Annotated in this window: 11 protein-coding genes; 4 read left to right on the top strand and 7 right to left on the bottom strand. The window is 53.8% G+C overall.

Annotated features, from left to right (window positions below; translation table 11 throughout):
- Window positions 1-212 precede the first annotated feature (212 nt).
- From nrdD to treR, 4 genes are all read right to left on the bottom strand, one after another.
- Window positions 213-2351, bottom strand: coding sequence for an anaerobic ribonucleoside-triphosphate reductase (gene nrdD, locus ACQ0PY_RS20950; RefSeq protein ID WP_109739528.1), 2139 nt, complete (start codon window positions 2349-2351; stop codon window positions 213-215).
- A gap of 404 nt (window positions 2352-2755) precedes the next feature.
- Entirely contained in the window at window positions 2756-4414 is a 1659-nt protein-coding gene (gene treC / locus ACQ0PY_RS20945; protein WP_044253228.1) for an alpha,alpha-phosphotrehalase, read from the bottom strand.
- 47 nt (window positions 4415-4461) lie between these two features.
- Complete coding sequence (gene treB, locus ACQ0PY_RS20940; RefSeq protein ID WP_162300701.1) at window positions 4462-5880, bottom strand: PTS trehalose transporter subunit IIBC; 1419 nt, start codon at window positions 5878-5880, stop codon at window positions 4462-4464.
- A gap of 146 nt (window positions 5881-6026) precedes the next feature.
- Window positions 6027-6974, bottom strand: a complete 948-nt coding sequence (gene treR / locus ACQ0PY_RS20935) for a trehalose operon repressor TreR (protein ID WP_042999232.1) — start codon at window positions 6972-6974, stop codon at window positions 6027-6029.
- 466 nt (window positions 6975-7440) lie between these two features.
- Here treR and mgtA point away from each other — a divergent pair, with 466 nt between their 5' ends.
- The 4 genes from mgtA (at window position 7441) to ACQ0PY_RS20915 (ending at window position 13371) form a co-directional block, all read left to right on the top strand.
- Complete coding sequence (gene mgtA, locus ACQ0PY_RS20930; protein ID WP_109739526.1) at window positions 7441-10149, top strand: magnesium-translocating P-type ATPase; 2709 nt, start codon at window positions 7441-7443, stop codon at window positions 10147-10149.
- Window positions 10150-10505: 356 nt separating this feature from the next.
- Window positions 10506-11483, top strand: a complete 978-nt coding sequence (locus ACQ0PY_RS20925) for a TRAP transporter substrate-binding protein (RefSeq protein ID WP_042999234.1) — start codon at window positions 10506-10508, stop codon at window positions 11481-11483.
- Between the two features lie 61 nt (window positions 11484-11544).
- Entirely contained in the window at window positions 11545-12054 is a 510-nt protein-coding gene (locus tag ACQ0PY_RS20920) for a TRAP transporter small permease (protein ID WP_042999235.1), read from the top strand.
- A 30-nt stretch (window positions 12055-12084) separates the two neighbouring features.
- A complete protein-coding gene (locus tag ACQ0PY_RS20915) occupies window positions 12085-13371 on the top strand; it encodes a TRAP transporter large permease (protein ID WP_042999236.1) in 1287 nt (428 codons plus the stop codon).
- A gap of 52 nt (window positions 13372-13423) precedes the next feature.
- Here the strand turns inward: ACQ0PY_RS20915 and ridA are convergent, their stop codons facing one another.
- The 3 genes from ridA to pyrB form a co-directional block, all read right to left on the bottom strand.
- Complete coding sequence (ridA, locus tag ACQ0PY_RS20910; protein ID WP_042999238.1) at window positions 13424-13810, bottom strand: 2-iminobutanoate/2-iminopropanoate deaminase; 387 nt, start codon at window positions 13808-13810, stop codon at window positions 13424-13426.
- A 76-nt stretch (window positions 13811-13886) separates the two neighbouring features.
- Window positions 13887-14348: an aspartate carbamoyltransferase regulatory subunit gene (gene pyrI, locus ACQ0PY_RS20905; protein ID WP_042999239.1), complete on the bottom strand. Its 462-nt coding sequence runs from the start codon at window positions 14346-14348 to the stop codon at window positions 13887-13889.
- A 14-nt stretch (window positions 14349-14362) separates the two neighbouring features.
- Window positions 14363-15298, bottom strand: a complete 936-nt coding sequence (pyrB, locus tag ACQ0PY_RS20900; protein WP_042999240.1) for an aspartate carbamoyltransferase — start codon at window positions 15296-15298, stop codon at window positions 14363-14365.
- Between the last annotated feature and the right edge of the window lie 2 nt (window positions 15299-15300).

Here is a 15300-nt window from a genome sequence, read left to right as displayed (position 1 = left end):
CACCCGGGTCACTTACTGATGTAAGCTCCCCGGGATTCGTTCGTTTGCCGCCTTGCTACAACACCAACTGCTTAGAGGAAAACCACGACATTGGAACTGTAGTTAGCGGTAGTAGGCCGGATAAGGTGCTTGCACCGCCATCCGGCAACATTGTGATGCCTGATGGCGACGCGATGGCGTCTTATCAGGCCTACGGCCTTTGCAAACGGAAATTAACCGATCTGCCCATTCCCTAAATGTTTAACGCGACGCTTCACTTCTTCTTGTTTACCGGCGTTAAACGGACGTGCGTCCGGGCTGCCTAAATAACCGCAGACGCGGCGGGTTACCGACACGCGTGCAGCGTCGTGATTACCGCATTTCGGACAGGTGAAGCCTTTGCTGGTGCATTCGAACTCACCGGTAAAGCCGCACTCGTAGCATTCATCGATTGGCGTATTGGTGCCGTAATACGGCACATGCTGATAGCTGTAGTCCCAGACATCTTCCAGCGCTTTCAGGTTGTGCTGGATGTTCGGGTATTCGCCATAGCAAATGAAGCCACCGCTCGCCAACGGCGGGTAAGGCGCTTCAAAATCGATTTTGTCGTACGGGTTCACCTTCTTCTCCACATCGAGGTGGAAACTGTTGGTGTAGTATCCTTTATCGGTGACGCCCGGCACGACGCCAAACTCGGCGGTATCCAGACGGCAGAAGCGGTCACACAGGTTTTCACTCGGCGTGCTGTACAGGCTAAAGCCGTAGCCGGTCTCTTCTTTCCATTTATCGACGGCCTGACGCAGATGCTCAACAATGGCAACCGCTTTCGCGCGCAGCGTTTCGCTGTCGTAGACATGCGTATCACCAAACAGCGCGTTGATGGTTTCGTGGATACCAATGTAGCCCAGTGAAATCGATGCACGACCGTTTTTGAAGATTTCCGCGATATCATCATCGGCTTTCAGACGTACGCCGCAGGCGCCTTCCATATAGAGGATCGGCGCGACGCGAGCCTTAACGCCTTCCAGACGGGCAATACGGGTCATTAGCGCTTTACGCGCCAGCGTCAGACGATCGTCCAGCAGTTTCCAGAACGTCGGCTCATCACCACCTGCTTCCAGCGCGATACGCGGCAGGTTAAGGCTGATCACGCCGAGGTTGTTACGCCCATCGTGAACCTGTTCGCCTTTCTCGTTTTCCCACACGCCGAGGAAGCTGCGGCAGCCCATCGGGGTTTTGAACGAACCGGTGACTTTCACGACCTGATCGTAGTTCAGGATGTCCGGATACATGCGCTTGCTGGCACACTCCAGCGCCAGTTGTTTGATGTCGTAGTTCGGATCGCCAAATTTGTGGTTCAGGCCGTCACGAATCGCAAACACCAGTTTCGGGAACACGGCGGTTTTGCGATTTTTGCCCAGACCGGCGATACGGTTACGCAGAATGGACTGCTGAATCAGGCGCGATTCCCAACTGGTACCCAGGCCGAAACCAAAGGTCACAAATGGCGTCTGGCCGTTGGCGGTATGCAGCGTATTGACCTCATACTCCAGAGACTGGAAGGCGTCGTAGCACTCTTTCTCGGTACGGGAATGCGCGTAGCCGTCGGCATCCGGAATTTGCCACTCTTCCGCCGTCTTACGGTGCTTGTTAAAGCTGGCAGTCACGAATGGCGCCAGTACTTCATCAATACGGTTAATGGTGGTGCCGCCGTAAATATGGCTGGCGACCTGCGCGATGATTTGCGCGGTCACGGCGGTGGCGGTAGAGATGGATTTTGGCGGCTCAATTTCTGCGTTACCCATCTTAAAGCCCTGCGTCAGCATCCCTTTGAGATCGATAAGCATGCAGTTGAACATCGGGAAGAACGGGGAATAGTCGAGATCATGGTAGTGAATATCACCGCGCTCGTGCGCCTGTACTACATCACGCGGCAGCAGATGCTGACGGGCGTAGTGTTTGGCGACGATACCGGCCAGCAGGTCGCGCTGGGTCGGGATGACTTTACTGTCTTTATTGGCGTTTTCATTGAGCAACGCGGAATTGGTCTGTTCTACCAGGCCGCGAATTTCCTGGTTCAGACGACCGCGTTTCTCTCGCTGAATATCACGGTCATGGCGATATTCAATGTAGGCGCGCGCCAGCTGCTTGTAAGGGCCTGACATCAGTTGGTTTTCAACCGCCGTCTGGATCTCATTAATATCGACCTGGCTACGCGCGTCCATCTGGCTGCTAACGACTTCTGCGACGGTGGCGCAGTAATCTGCGTCATCGACTCCCGCTGCTTTAGCTGCACGCAGAATGGCTTCTTTGATGCGCTCTGATTTAAACGGCACTTTACAGCCATCTCGTTTCATCACATGCGGTGTCATGATCACTCCATAATGTATAAGAACAGGTTATCCACAGAGGCTCGGGAGGCGTTGATATGGTTATTCATCTCTCTATCCAATCACTTCCCGCAATCCAGTCCCATGTTATCCACAAAGTCACCTTGACTGTGGACATCATTGTTGTTGTAAATGTAGTTGATTAATACAACATGTTGGGGCGGATTGCATTTTAAGTTCTATATATAGTGATTTGCATCAAAAGTGTTTGCGATTTTTTTGATATAGCGCAAGGTAAAAAGCAGAGCGTACAGTTGGCGGGCGTTATAGCGATTGTAAATTGTGATATAGAAAAATCTGATTATTTATTCAACAAAAACAGTAAGCTAACGCGGGGCGACCTTTTTGCCCGGCATCGAGAGTTTGCCGGGCAAAATGTGTTCAGTTTATGACTTCTGCAACCACCAGATCGCTTCGAAAGGACGCAGCGTCATCGCCGTTGGCAGTGGTGAAACTTCATCATAGTTGTGCATCAACACCTGCCAGTTACCCCGGTACGATTCCGGGAACCAGGCCTGACATTCACCGCTCAGATTGGCAATGACCAGCAGCCGCTGTCCTTGCCACTCGCGCTGATAACACCATACGTGTGGGCTGTCTGGTAACAGATCCTGATAGTCACCCCAGGTCAACACAGGTTCGGATTTACGCAGCGCAATCAGCCGTTGATAGGTATAAAACACCGACGAATTATCGCCGAGCGCGTTCTCCACGTTGATGTCCGCGTAGTTATCGCACAGGGAGATCCACGGTTCACCCTGGCTGAAACCGGCGTTCTTGCGGTTATTCCACTGCATTGGCGTACGGCTGTTGTCACGGGATTTACTGGCCAGGATTGCCAGCAGTTCATTGGCATCGCGACCCTCCGCCCGCAGCCCGGCAAACATGTTATGGCTTTCCACATCGCGGTAGTCGGTGATCCGGGTGAAGTGAGGATTGGTCATGCCGATCTCTTCCCCTTGATAGATGTACGGTGTGCCCTGCATACCGTGCAGCACCATCGCCAGCATTTTCGCGGCCGGCACCCGATATTCGCCTTCGTCACCAAAGCGCGACACAATGCGCGGCTGATCGTGGTTACACCAGAACAGCGCATTCCACGCGACGTTGTGCATTCCTTGCTGCCAGTGGCGGAACAGGGTCTTCAGTGCGACAAAATCGGGCTTCGCCAGCGTCCATTTCTCTCCATTGGGATAATCGACCTTCAGGTGATGAAAATTGAAGGTCATCGACAGTTCGCTACCGTCCAGCGCGGCGTAGCGCTGGCAATGTTCCAGCGTGGTGGAGGACATTTCACCGACCGTCATCAGCTTGCGCGGCGTAAAGACGTCGCGGTTCATCTCATGCAAAAATTCATGCGCTCGCGGCCCATCGGTATAAAAACGGCGACCGTCGCCGTCCAGATCATTGGGGAAGCGCTGATCTTTGGAGATCAGGTTGACGACGTCCAGGCGCAGGCCATCCACGCCGCGATCGGCCCAGAATTCGCAGACTTTTTTCAGCTCGGCGCGGACGGCAGGGTTTTCCCAGTTCAGGTCCGCCTGTTCCGGGGCGAAGAGGTGCAGATAATACTGTTCGCTCTGGGCATGCCATTGCCAGGCGTTGCCGCCAAACTTGGAACGCCAGTTATTGGGCAGCGCATCAGGCGTGCCGTCGCGCCAGATGTAAAACTCGCGATACGGGCTGTCTTTGTCGAGCGCTTCACGAAACCAGGCGTGCTGCGTGGAGGTGTGGTTAAACACCATGTCGAGAATAATGCGGATGCCGCGTGCTTTTGCCTGGGCGACCAGTTCATCGAAGTCATCCAGCGTACCGTAAGCGGGATCGATAGCGGTGTAGTTAGCGACATCGTAGCCATTATCCACTTGCGGTGAGATATAGAACGGGGTCAGCCAGAGGGCATCTACGCCCAGTTTATGCAGGTAATCGAGGCGCTGAGTCACGCCGCGTAAATCGCCGGTGCCGCTGCCGGTCGTATCCTGAAAGCTTTTGGGATAGATCTGGTAGATGACGCCGTTTTGCCACCAGTGGGGAAGGGTATTCATAGTCAATTCCTGGTTATGCGAGGGGCGCAAGTGCGCCCCGAATAAAATCAGACAATCTGTAACGTGCCCTGACGGTATTTGCGCTGGTAAACCATAGAAGTCAGCACGATCGGGATGACAATGGCGATGGCTATCGCGACGGCGTAGACCTGCCAGTAAGTCGGTTGGATAGAAAGGATGCCCGGCAGGCCGCCAACGCCAATACCGTTCGCCATCACCCCGTACAGGCCGCAGAGCAGACCGGCGAGACCGGAGCCGATCATTGCGCAGAGCATCGGGAAGCGGTATTTCAGGTTGATACCGTACATTGCTGGTTCAGTGACCCCAAGATAGGCGGAGATCGCGGCAGGAACGGAGATCTCGCGTTCGTTCTGTTTACGGCTGGCGATAATAATGCCGACCACCGCAGACGCCTGCGCGATGTTGGAAAGGGCAATCAGCGGCCATACCGGCGTTCCTCCCATGCTCTGGATCATCTGCATGTCGATGGCGAGCGTGGTCTGGTGCACGCCGGTAATCACCAGTGGGGCGTACAGGAAGCCAAACAGCGCGGCACCAATCGGCGCGAAGCTGCCGGTCATCAGATGGCGAACCGCAAAGGCCACACCGTCGCCAATCAAGCGGCCAAACGGACCGATCAGCGCATGAGCGAGGAAGACCGCGAGGATCAATGAACACACCGGCACCACCACGAGATACAGATAATCCGGCACGATGCGTTTCAGGCGCGTTTCAATCACGCCCAGCGCCAGGCCAGCCAGCAGCGCCGGAATGACCTGCGCCTGATAGCCTACTTTCGCGATGGTGAACAGGCCGAAGTTCCATACTTCCGGTACCTGCTGCCCCAGCAGATACGCGTTCATCAACTGTGGCGATACCAGCGTAACGCCAAGCACGATGCCGAGGATCGGCGTACCGCCCATTTTTTTCACCGCCGACCAGCAGATGCCCACTGGCAGATAGAAAAAGATGGCTTCGCCAATCAGCCACAAGAAGTCATAGATCGTTTTCAGCGCTGGATACATCTGCGCCAGCGTCTGGCCGTTGCTCATTGGCAGGTCGCCAATGACGTTGCGGAAACCTAAGATCAAGCCTCCGCTAATCAGCGCCGGCAGCAGCGGGAAGAAGATTTCAGCGAAATGGGAGATGAGTTGCTCATGCCATTTCATGTTCTGACGAGCCGCTTTTTTCGCCTGCTCTTTATCGGCGTGCGCCTGCCCGGTGGTGGCCAGCAGCGCCTTGTAATAATCGCCAACCTCGGTGCCAATCACCACCTGGAACTGACCGGCGTTGGTAAAGCAGCCTTTGACCATCGGTAAGGCTTCAATTTCTTTCGGTCTGGCGTTTGCTGGCTGATTCAGCACAAAGCGCAGGCGCGTAATACAGTGACTCACGGTGGCGATATTCTCTCGCCCGCCTACCAGCTCTATCAGCCGGTCAATATCCACTTGTTTAACTTTGCTCATCATGAAGCCTCGTGGCGATGACAGTGAAAAGGGGGGGGTTATGCGATGGCCACAGAGTATATCCGGGATAAAAAATTAAAAATGGGAACGTTCCCGAAACGCAGCGAAGATCACAAATTATCGTTCAGAAAGCGATCAGCAATGCTTCAGGAAAGGGTGGAAGGAATGACGATCTGGCGCAGCTCGCTGCGTCCGTTGATCTGCTCGATCAACTGGGAGGCCGCCTGGCGTCCGGCTTCGGCATAACCGGGATCGACCGTGACGATCTCCGGATGCAGGAATTTCATCAGCGGCGTATTACCGACGCTCGCCAGTTGCAGATTATCGACCCGCTGTTCTTGCAAATACTTACTGGCACCGAGCGCGAGAGTATCCGTGGCACAGACCAGCGCGGTAGTGTCTGGTGTAATGACGCTCGCGGCATGCTCATAGCCTTGCTTCATCGCCAGACCCGGCAGGGCCGCGACGGGATGTAACTTATGTTGTTTGCAAAACGCGAGATAGGCGTCATGGCGGCGCTTCCCGGTGGTGACGTCGCTGTGCGGCACACCGAGAAAGCTGATGTGGCGATGCCCCTGATCGTACAGGCGTTGCATCAGGATTTTAATCGCCCCGTCGTCGTCGTAGCAGACGGAGGCAAAGCCTTTCGCATCACGAGCCAGCAGCACCAGCGATGCCTGCCACGGGGCGATCATCGTGTCCGTGATGCCGGTAAAACCGAACAGCACCACGCCGTCGATATTGCGGCGTTTCAGCATACCTAAGTGTTCTTCCACTTTTTCCGGGGAAAACTGACTTTCCATCATGATCGGATCGTAACCCTGCTCATAAAACACCGGCAGCATCGTCTGTACGGCAAGGTTTTCCGACAGGGAGTCGAGACGGGTCACAATGATGGCGACGACTTTATCGCTCTGGCCCCGCATGGCGCGGGCTGAACGGGAAGGAGAAAATCCGTGCTGATTCATCACGGCTTCGACACGCTCGCGAGTCCGTTCACTGACGCCGCTTTCGTTGTTCAGCACACGGGAAACGGTGGATTTCCCCACGCCGCTTAAGCGGGCGATGTCTTTGATAGTCAGCCGATTTTGCATCCTGTTTTCCCGTGGTACGCAACAAAAGATGATAAGAGGGTAACTTTACTTATAGAAACCACAATGGGCAAAGTCTGGTTTATACACGTCATCCTTCACGCTGCTTTTGCGTTGGCGTCGTTCATTTTCTGCCGGGATGCGAACCGAATGATTTTGCGTATATGTTTTGTTTAATTGCCGGGGGTTATTATAACGCCATAAATGCCACAAATATTATGATCTACAACTTATTATCTGTGAGCTAACTCATTCAATTACCGGAGGCTTTATGGATCCCGATCCCACCCCTCTCCCGACCTGGAGAACACGCGCTTTCCGGTAAGCCTGCCTTTCGCTGTCTTACCGGTGATGTAAGACAGTGACGCATTAACGTCCCTGTTTAAAAATGATGTTACCTGTCAGGTAAGGTTTTGCCACGCCTGAAGGATATTTCTGCGCCTGTCTTATTGGCGCGGAGGGGCTTCCTATGTTTAAAAATATCACTCGCCAGCTGTTTGCCCGGCTTGGCCGCCATTTGCCCGATCGCCTGGTGCACCGCGATCCATTACCTAATGCACAGTCGATTGCCAGCACCCCGATACCTTCTTCACTGAGTGAACACTGCCTGAAAGTGGCCGTGATGGATGAAAAGACGCTATGGAAAACGTTTCATGCGCATCCGGAAGGACTCAATGTGGCAGAGGTGAACGCCGCCCGCGAACAACACGGTGAAAACCTTCTGCCAACCCAGAAACCGTCACCGTGGTGGAAGCATCTGTGGACCTGTTATCGCAACCCGTTCAATATGTTGCTGACTCTTCTGGGCGCGATCTCGTATGCCACGGAAGATCTGTTCGCCGCCGGGGTGATCGCTCTGATGGTGGTGATTTCCACGCTGCTTAACTTTGTCCAGGAAGCGCGCTCCACCAAAGCGGTAGACGCGCTGAAAGCGATGGTCAGCAACACCGCGACGGTGCTGCGGGTCATCAATGAGAAAGGGGAAAACGGCTGGGTGGAGCTGCCTGGCGATCAACTGGTGCCCGGCGACATCATCAAGCTGTCGGCGGGGGACATGATCCCGGCCGATCTGCGGGTGATTCAGGCGCGAGACCTGTTTGTTGCTCAGGCGTCATTAACCGGCGAATCGCTGCCAGTGGAGAAAGTGGCGCACACCCGCGACGCCAGCCAAAGCAACCCGCTTGAGCGCGATACCCTGTGCTTTATGGGCACTAACGTGGTGAGCGGCACGGCGCAGGCGATGGTTATCGCCACCGGCGCCCATACCTGGTTTGGTCAACTGGCGGGGCGCGTCAGCGAACAGGAAAGCGAGCAAAACGCGTTCCAGAAGGGGATCAGTCGTGTCAGTATGCTGTTGATTCGCTTTATGCTGGTGATGGCGCCAGTGGTGCTGCTCATTAACGGTTATACCAAAGGTGACTGGTGGGAAGCGGCGCTGTTTGCGCTCTCCGTCGCCGTAGGCCTGACGCCGGAAATGCTGCCGATGATTGTTACTTCGACGCTGGCACGCGGCGCGGTGAAACTGTCGAAGCAAAAAGTGATCGTCAAACATCTGGATGCCATTCAGAACTTCGGCGCGATGGACGTTCTGTGCACCGATAAAACCGGCACGCTGACCCAGGATAAAATCGTGCTGGAGAATCATACGGATATCTCCGGTAAGCCCAGTGAACGCGTTCTGCACGCGGCATGGCTGAACAGCCATTACCAGACCGGACTGAAAAATCTGCTGGATACCGCCGTGCTGGAAGGTGTGGATGAAGGCGCTGCGCGCACGTTGTCTACCCGCTGGCAGAAAATTGATGAGATTCCGTTTGATTTTGAGCGCCGCCGGATGTCGGTGGTGGTGGCCGAAGAGACGGATGTGCATCAACTGGTGTGCAAAGGCGCGTTGCAGGAGATCGTCAGCGTCTGTACGCAGGTGCGGCATAACGGTGAAATTGTGCCGCTGGATGACAACATGCTGCGTCGGGTGAAGCGCGTGACCGATACGCTGAACCGTCAGGGGCTGCGCGTAGTCGCTGTGGCGACCAAATACCTGCCAGCGCGGGAAGGGGATTACCAGCGTATTGATGAATCCGATCTGATCCTTGAAGGTTACATCGCCTTCCTCGATCCGCCGAAGGAAACGACCGCACCGGCACTGAAAGCGCTGAAAGCCAGTGGCATTACCGTGAAGATCCTGACCGGCGACAGCGAACTGGTCGCCGCGAAGGTATGCCATGAGGTAGGTCTGGATGCCGGAGAGGTGATTGTCGGAAATGATATCGAAGACATGAGCGACGACGTGCTGGCCGCGTTGGCTCAGCATACTACGCTGTTCGCACGCCTGACGCCGATGCATAAAGAGCGGATCGTCCGCCTCCTCAGACGTGAAGGGCACGTGGTGGGCTTTATGGGCGATGGAATTAACGACGCGCCAGCGCTACGTGCGGCGGATATTGGTATTTCGGTGGATGGCGCGGTCGATATCGCCCGTGAAGCGGCCGATATTATTCTGCTGGAAAAGAACCTGATGGTGCTGGAAGAAGGCGTAATTGAAGGGCGTCGTACGTTCTCCAATATGCTGAAGTATATCAAAATGACCGCCAGTTCTAACTTTGGTAACGTCTTTAGCGTGCTGGTGGCGAGCGCCTTTTTACCGTTCCTGCCCATGTTGCCGCTGCACTTGCTGATTCAGAACCTGTTGTACGATGTATCTCAGGTGGCGATCCCGTTTGATAACGTTGATGATGAGCAGATCCAGAAACCGCAGCGCTGGAATCCGGCGGATCTAGGCCGTTTTATGCTCTTTTTTGGCCCGATCAGCTCCATCTTCGACATTCTGACGTTCTGCCTGATGTGGTGGGTATTCCACGCCAATGTGCCGGAAGCGCAAACGCTGTTCCAGTCTGGCTGGTTTGTGGTGGGGCTGCTGTCGCAAACGCTGATTGTGCATATGATTCGTACGCGCCGCGTGCCGTTTATTCAGAGTCGCGCTGCCTGGCCGCTGATGCTGATGACGCTGGTGGTAATGATTGTGGGAATTGCGCTACCGTTCTCACCGCTGGCAGGTTATCTGCAATTGCAGGCGTTACCGCTGAGTTATTTCCCTTGGTTAGTGGCGATTCTGGTGGGATATATGACGTTAACGCAATGGGTTAAAGGCTTCTATAGCCGCCGCTACGGCTGGCAGTAAACAAAATAATGGCTGCTTCGGCAGCCATTCTCTTTTTTATCGCGCAAGAATATATTCTTTCCCTCCGTCGTGTTTTATTTTTTTTGAAAAACCAAAGAGGTGTGGTCGATCACAATTTAAGCCCGCTTCAGGACATCTTTTTTCCAGGAAAAAGACCTTCATTGCAAAAATGAAACAGCGTGCTAAAAAAAATTCCATCCATCGTCATTTTATGAACATAATCATCGTAATACTTTGTTACACCGACGAGTCTGCCTGGGCAATGTCATTCCTTACTGTCCCTTTTAATTAAGGCGGCCCTCTATCCTGCAAGTCGTTTGTATTAATGAAAATTATAAACCTCTGGAGATGGAAAAATGAAACTGACCAAAACCTTGTTAAACCTGTGCGTGGGGACTGCTTTAGTGCTGGCAGCGCAGGCGGCGTCTGCACAAACGCTGCGTGCGGCAGATGTCCATCCGGCGGATTATCCGAACGTAGTTGCTGTGAAGCATATGGGCGAAAAACTCAGCGCCGCTACCGACGGACGTCTGGATATTAAAACCTTCCCGGGCGGCGTACTGGGGGATGAAAAGCAGATGATTGAACAGGCGCAACTGGGTGCGATTGATATTATTCGCGTGTCGATGTCTCCGGTTGCTGCCATATTGCCTGAGATTAACGTCTTTACGCTGCCCTATATCTTCCGCGATGAAGATCACCTGCATAAGGTTCTGGATGGGGCAATTGGTCAGGAAATTGGTGACCGGCTGACCGCCAACAGCCAGTCCCGACTGGTGTTTCTCGGCTGGATGGATGCCGGAACGCGTAACCTGATTACCAAGGCTCCGGTGGTGAAACCGGAAGACCTGAAAGGGATGAAAATCCGTGTTCAGACCAGCCCGGTCTCGCTCGATACCTTAAAAGCGATGGGCGCGAATGCGATCGCCATGGGAACCAGTGAGGTGTTCAGCGGGATGCAGACCGGGGTTATTGATGGCACAGAAAATAACCCGCCGACCTTTGTCGCGCATAACTATCTGCCGGTCGCCAAAAATTACACCTGGAGTAAGCATTTCATTATTCCTGAACTGTTCCTGTTTTCAAAAGCCAAGTGGGACAAGCTGAAAAAAGAAGATCAGGAATTAATTATTAAACTGGCAAAAGAAGCGCAAATAGAACAACGTCAACTCTGGGAAGCCTATAATGCGAAATCACTGGAAACCATGAAAGCAAATGGGGTGAATTTCCATGACATCGATACGGATTATTTTTATAAAGCCACACAGCCCGTCCGGGATCAATACGGTAAAGACCACCAGGATTTGATCAAGCGAATTCAGGATGTGAAGTAATTCATCAGGCGGATGACGGAGGTCATCTGCCTGAATCGGTTATTCGTTCGAGGTGATGATTATGGGTGAAGGTTATTCATCGGTAATGGATGTGCTGTATCGAATTTCAATGTGGATTGCCGGGCTGGCTTTATTGGTGATGGTGGCGGTTATTCCCGTGGGGATATTCGCGCGCTACGTGATGAACAGCGCGCTGTCCTGGCCCGAGCCGATCGCCATATTGTGCATGGTGACGTTCACTTTTATTGGCGCGGCGGTTAGCTATCGTGCGGGTTCGCATATTGCGGTCAGCATGGTAACCGATCGTCTTGGTGAAATGGGGCGCCGGATCTGTTTTATCGGTGCCGATTTGATGTTGCTGGCGATCAGTATTTTTATTCTTTGGTACGGTTCGACGCTCTGTTATGAGTTGTGGCAACAACCCGTGGCAGAATTCCCAATTTTGACTGCCGGGGAAAACTATCTTCCGCTCCCTATCGGTTCGGCGATCATGCTGCTTTTCATCATCGAGAAGATCTGCCGTGGCGCTCAGTATCAACGTCCTGTGGTCATGCTGGGTTCAACCAGTTGATGACCGAACCGACTTCATAGGGGAAAGCAAATGGATGCATTTATTCTCGTTTTTACGCTCGGCATCATGCTGGCGATTGGGGTGCCGGTGGCGTACGCGGTGGGGATCAGCGCGATCGTCGGGGCGTGGTATATCGATATCCCGCTGGAAGCGGTGATGATCCAGTTGACCAACGGCGTGAACAAATTCTCATTGTTGGCGATCCCGTTCTTTATTCTGGCCGGGGCCATTATGGCGGAAGGGGGCATTGCGCGCCGGTTAGTCAACTTTGCCTATATCTTTGTTGGCTTCATTCGCGGTGGTCTGTCGCTGGTGAACATTGTCGCATCAACCTTTTTTGGCGCGATCTCAGGATCGTCGGTGGCGGATACCGCATCGATCGGTTCAGTGATGATCCCTGAAATGGATAAGAAAGGTTATCCGCGAGACTTTGCCGCAGCGGTCACCGCCAGCGGTTCCGTGCAGGCAATCCTGACGCCGCCCAGCCATAACTCGGTGATCTACTCGCTGGCGACGGGCGGTACTGTGTCGATTGCCGCGCTGTTTATTGCCGGGATCCTGCCTGGGCTATTGCTGAGTTTTACCCTGATGGTAATGTGCGTGGGCTTTGCGCATAAGCGCGGCTACCCGAAAGGGGAGCGCGTGCCGTTCCGACAGGCATTGAAGATCTTTCTCGATACGCTGTGGGGGCTGATGACGGTCGTCATCATTATGGGCGGGATCCTTTCCGGTATTTTTACCGCGACGGAATCGGCGGCGATCGCCTGCCTGTGGGCGTTTTTCGTCACCATGTTTATCTACCGCGACTATAAGTGGTCTGAACTGCCGAAACTGATGTATCGCACTGTGAAGACCGTGACCATCGTGATGATCCTGATCGGTTTCGCGGCAGCGTTTGGCGCCATCATGACCTATATGCAACTGCCGATGCGCATTACCGAAGCGTTTACCAGTATCTCGGATAACAAGTATGTCATTCTGATGTGTATTAACATCATGCTGTTGCTGATTGGTACGCTGATGGACATGGCGCCGTTGATTCTGATCCTGACCCCTGTGCTGCTGCCGGTCACCAACGCCCTCGGCATTGATCCGGTACATTTCGGGATGATTATGCTGGTGAACCTGGGAATTGGCCTGATCACACCGCCGGTAGGGTCGGTGCTGTTTGTTGCCAGTGCGGTGAGTAAACAGAAGATCGAGCAGGTGGTGAAGGCGATGCTACCGTTCTACGCGGTACTGTTCCTTGTGCTCTTGCTGGTGACTTATATCCCGGCGATTTCGCTGTTCCTGCCGAAATTCTTTGGCGTGATGTGATAGTGGTGCAGTAACGAAAATCCGGGTGGGTATGCCCGGATTTTTTTATCGCTTAACGACGAACGGCGATCGCTTCGATCTCGATCTTCACGTCTTTTGGCAGACGCGCGACTTCCACGCAGGAACGTGCCGGGAAGGTAGCGTTGTGTTCGGTGAAGAACGCTTCGTAAGTGGCGTTGACGGTCGCGAAATCGTTCAGATCTTTGACAAATACGGTTGTTTTCACGATGTCGCCTACTTTCAGGCCAGCGGCTTCAACGATAGCTTTCACGTTTTCCAGCGACTGACGCGCCTGCGCGGAGACGTCGTCCGACACGCTGCCGGTTTTCGGGTCAACCGGGATCTGACCGGAAGTGATGATCATGCTGCCCAGATCTACGCCCTGAACATATGGACCGATTGCTGCGGGTGCATTTTCCGTCGCGATAGTTTTGCTCATGATTTCTCCTGAAGTACAGCGGTTAATGAAATTTCTCTGGCATTATAGGGAGCCACGAATTTTTAACCAACTGCAATTAGTTGGCCAGCACCACATAATGAGAAAACTCTTTTTCGCAGTATTTGCATTTAAGCGCGATGTCATCCGCGCGTTTTTTCACTGAAAAACTGGAAGAAACCGGTTCAGCGTGGCTGATGCAGTTACTGTTCGGGCAGACCAGCACGCTGTCGATGTGGTCCGGCAGGCTTGGACGTGATTTACCCACCACGTCGTAGTTGTCGATACGGTTGACAGTAGCCTGTGGCGCATACAGTGACAGTTGATTAACCTGTTCGGCGGTCAGGAAGGTGTTCTCGATCTTAATCAGGTCTTTACGTCCCATTTCACCGGAAGGCAGATTAAGGCCGATAGTGATGCGCTGGTCGGTTTCGGTCAGCTTGAACAGAGTCAGCAATTTAAAGCCGATTTGCGCGGGAATATGGTCGATTACGGTGCCGCATTTGATCGCTTCAACCTGCAGTTTATTATCGTGTGTCATCTCGTTATCTCCCCTTACAGTGCCAAATCGCTAGTCAGAACCAGTGCCAGTAACGCCTGGCGCGCGAAAATCCCGTTGCCTGCCTGCTGGAAATACCAGGCGTGAGGCGTTTTATCCACGTCCGTGGCGATTTCATCTATACGCGGCAGCGGATGCAGTACCTTCATGTTTTCCCGCGCTCCCACCAGGTCGCTGGCGCGCAGGACAAACTGGGCCTTCACGTTGGCGTATTCTGAAGGGTCCAGACGCTCTTTCTGTACGCGGGTCATATACAGAATATCCACCTCCGCCATCACCTCTTCGATAGAGGCGTGCAGGCTCCAGGCAATGCCTTTTTCGTCCAGCATATCAAGAATGTACTGCGGCATTGCCAGCGCATCCGGGGCGATGAAGTAGAAGCGGTTGCCGTCAAACTTCGCCAGCGCCTGCGTCAGGGAATGCACGGTACGGCCATATTTCAGGTCGCCGACCATCGCCACATGCAGGTTGTTCAGACGCCCCTGCGTTTCCTGAATGGTGAACAGATCCAGCAGCGTTTGGGTCGGATGTTGATTTGAACCGTCACCCGCGTTCAGTACCGGCACCTTACCGGAGAATTCGGTCGCCAGACGCGCCGCGCCTTCCTGTGGGTGACGCATCACGATCGCGTCAACATAAGTGCTGATCACAGAGATGGTATCTGCCAGCGTCTCACCTTTCTTACCCAGCGACGTGTTGGCGCTGTCGGAAAAGCCGACCACGCTGGCGCCCAGGCGGTGCATGGAGGTTTCAAACGACAGGCGGGTACGGGTCGAGGCTTCAAAGAAGCAACTGGCGATGACCTTGTGTTTGAGCAGCTCCGGTTGAGGGTTCGCTTTTAATTTCGCCGCCGTCGCCAGCACCAGATTGAGGTCGTCGCGACTGAGGTCGTTTATGGAAATGATGTGTTTTTGATATAGCGGGTTAGCCATGT

This window comes from Citrobacter sp. LST-B2 (assembly GCF_057983045.1).
The sequence above is the reverse complement of the archived record's forward strand: the minus strand, read 5'-3'. Positions and strand labels throughout refer to the sequence as shown.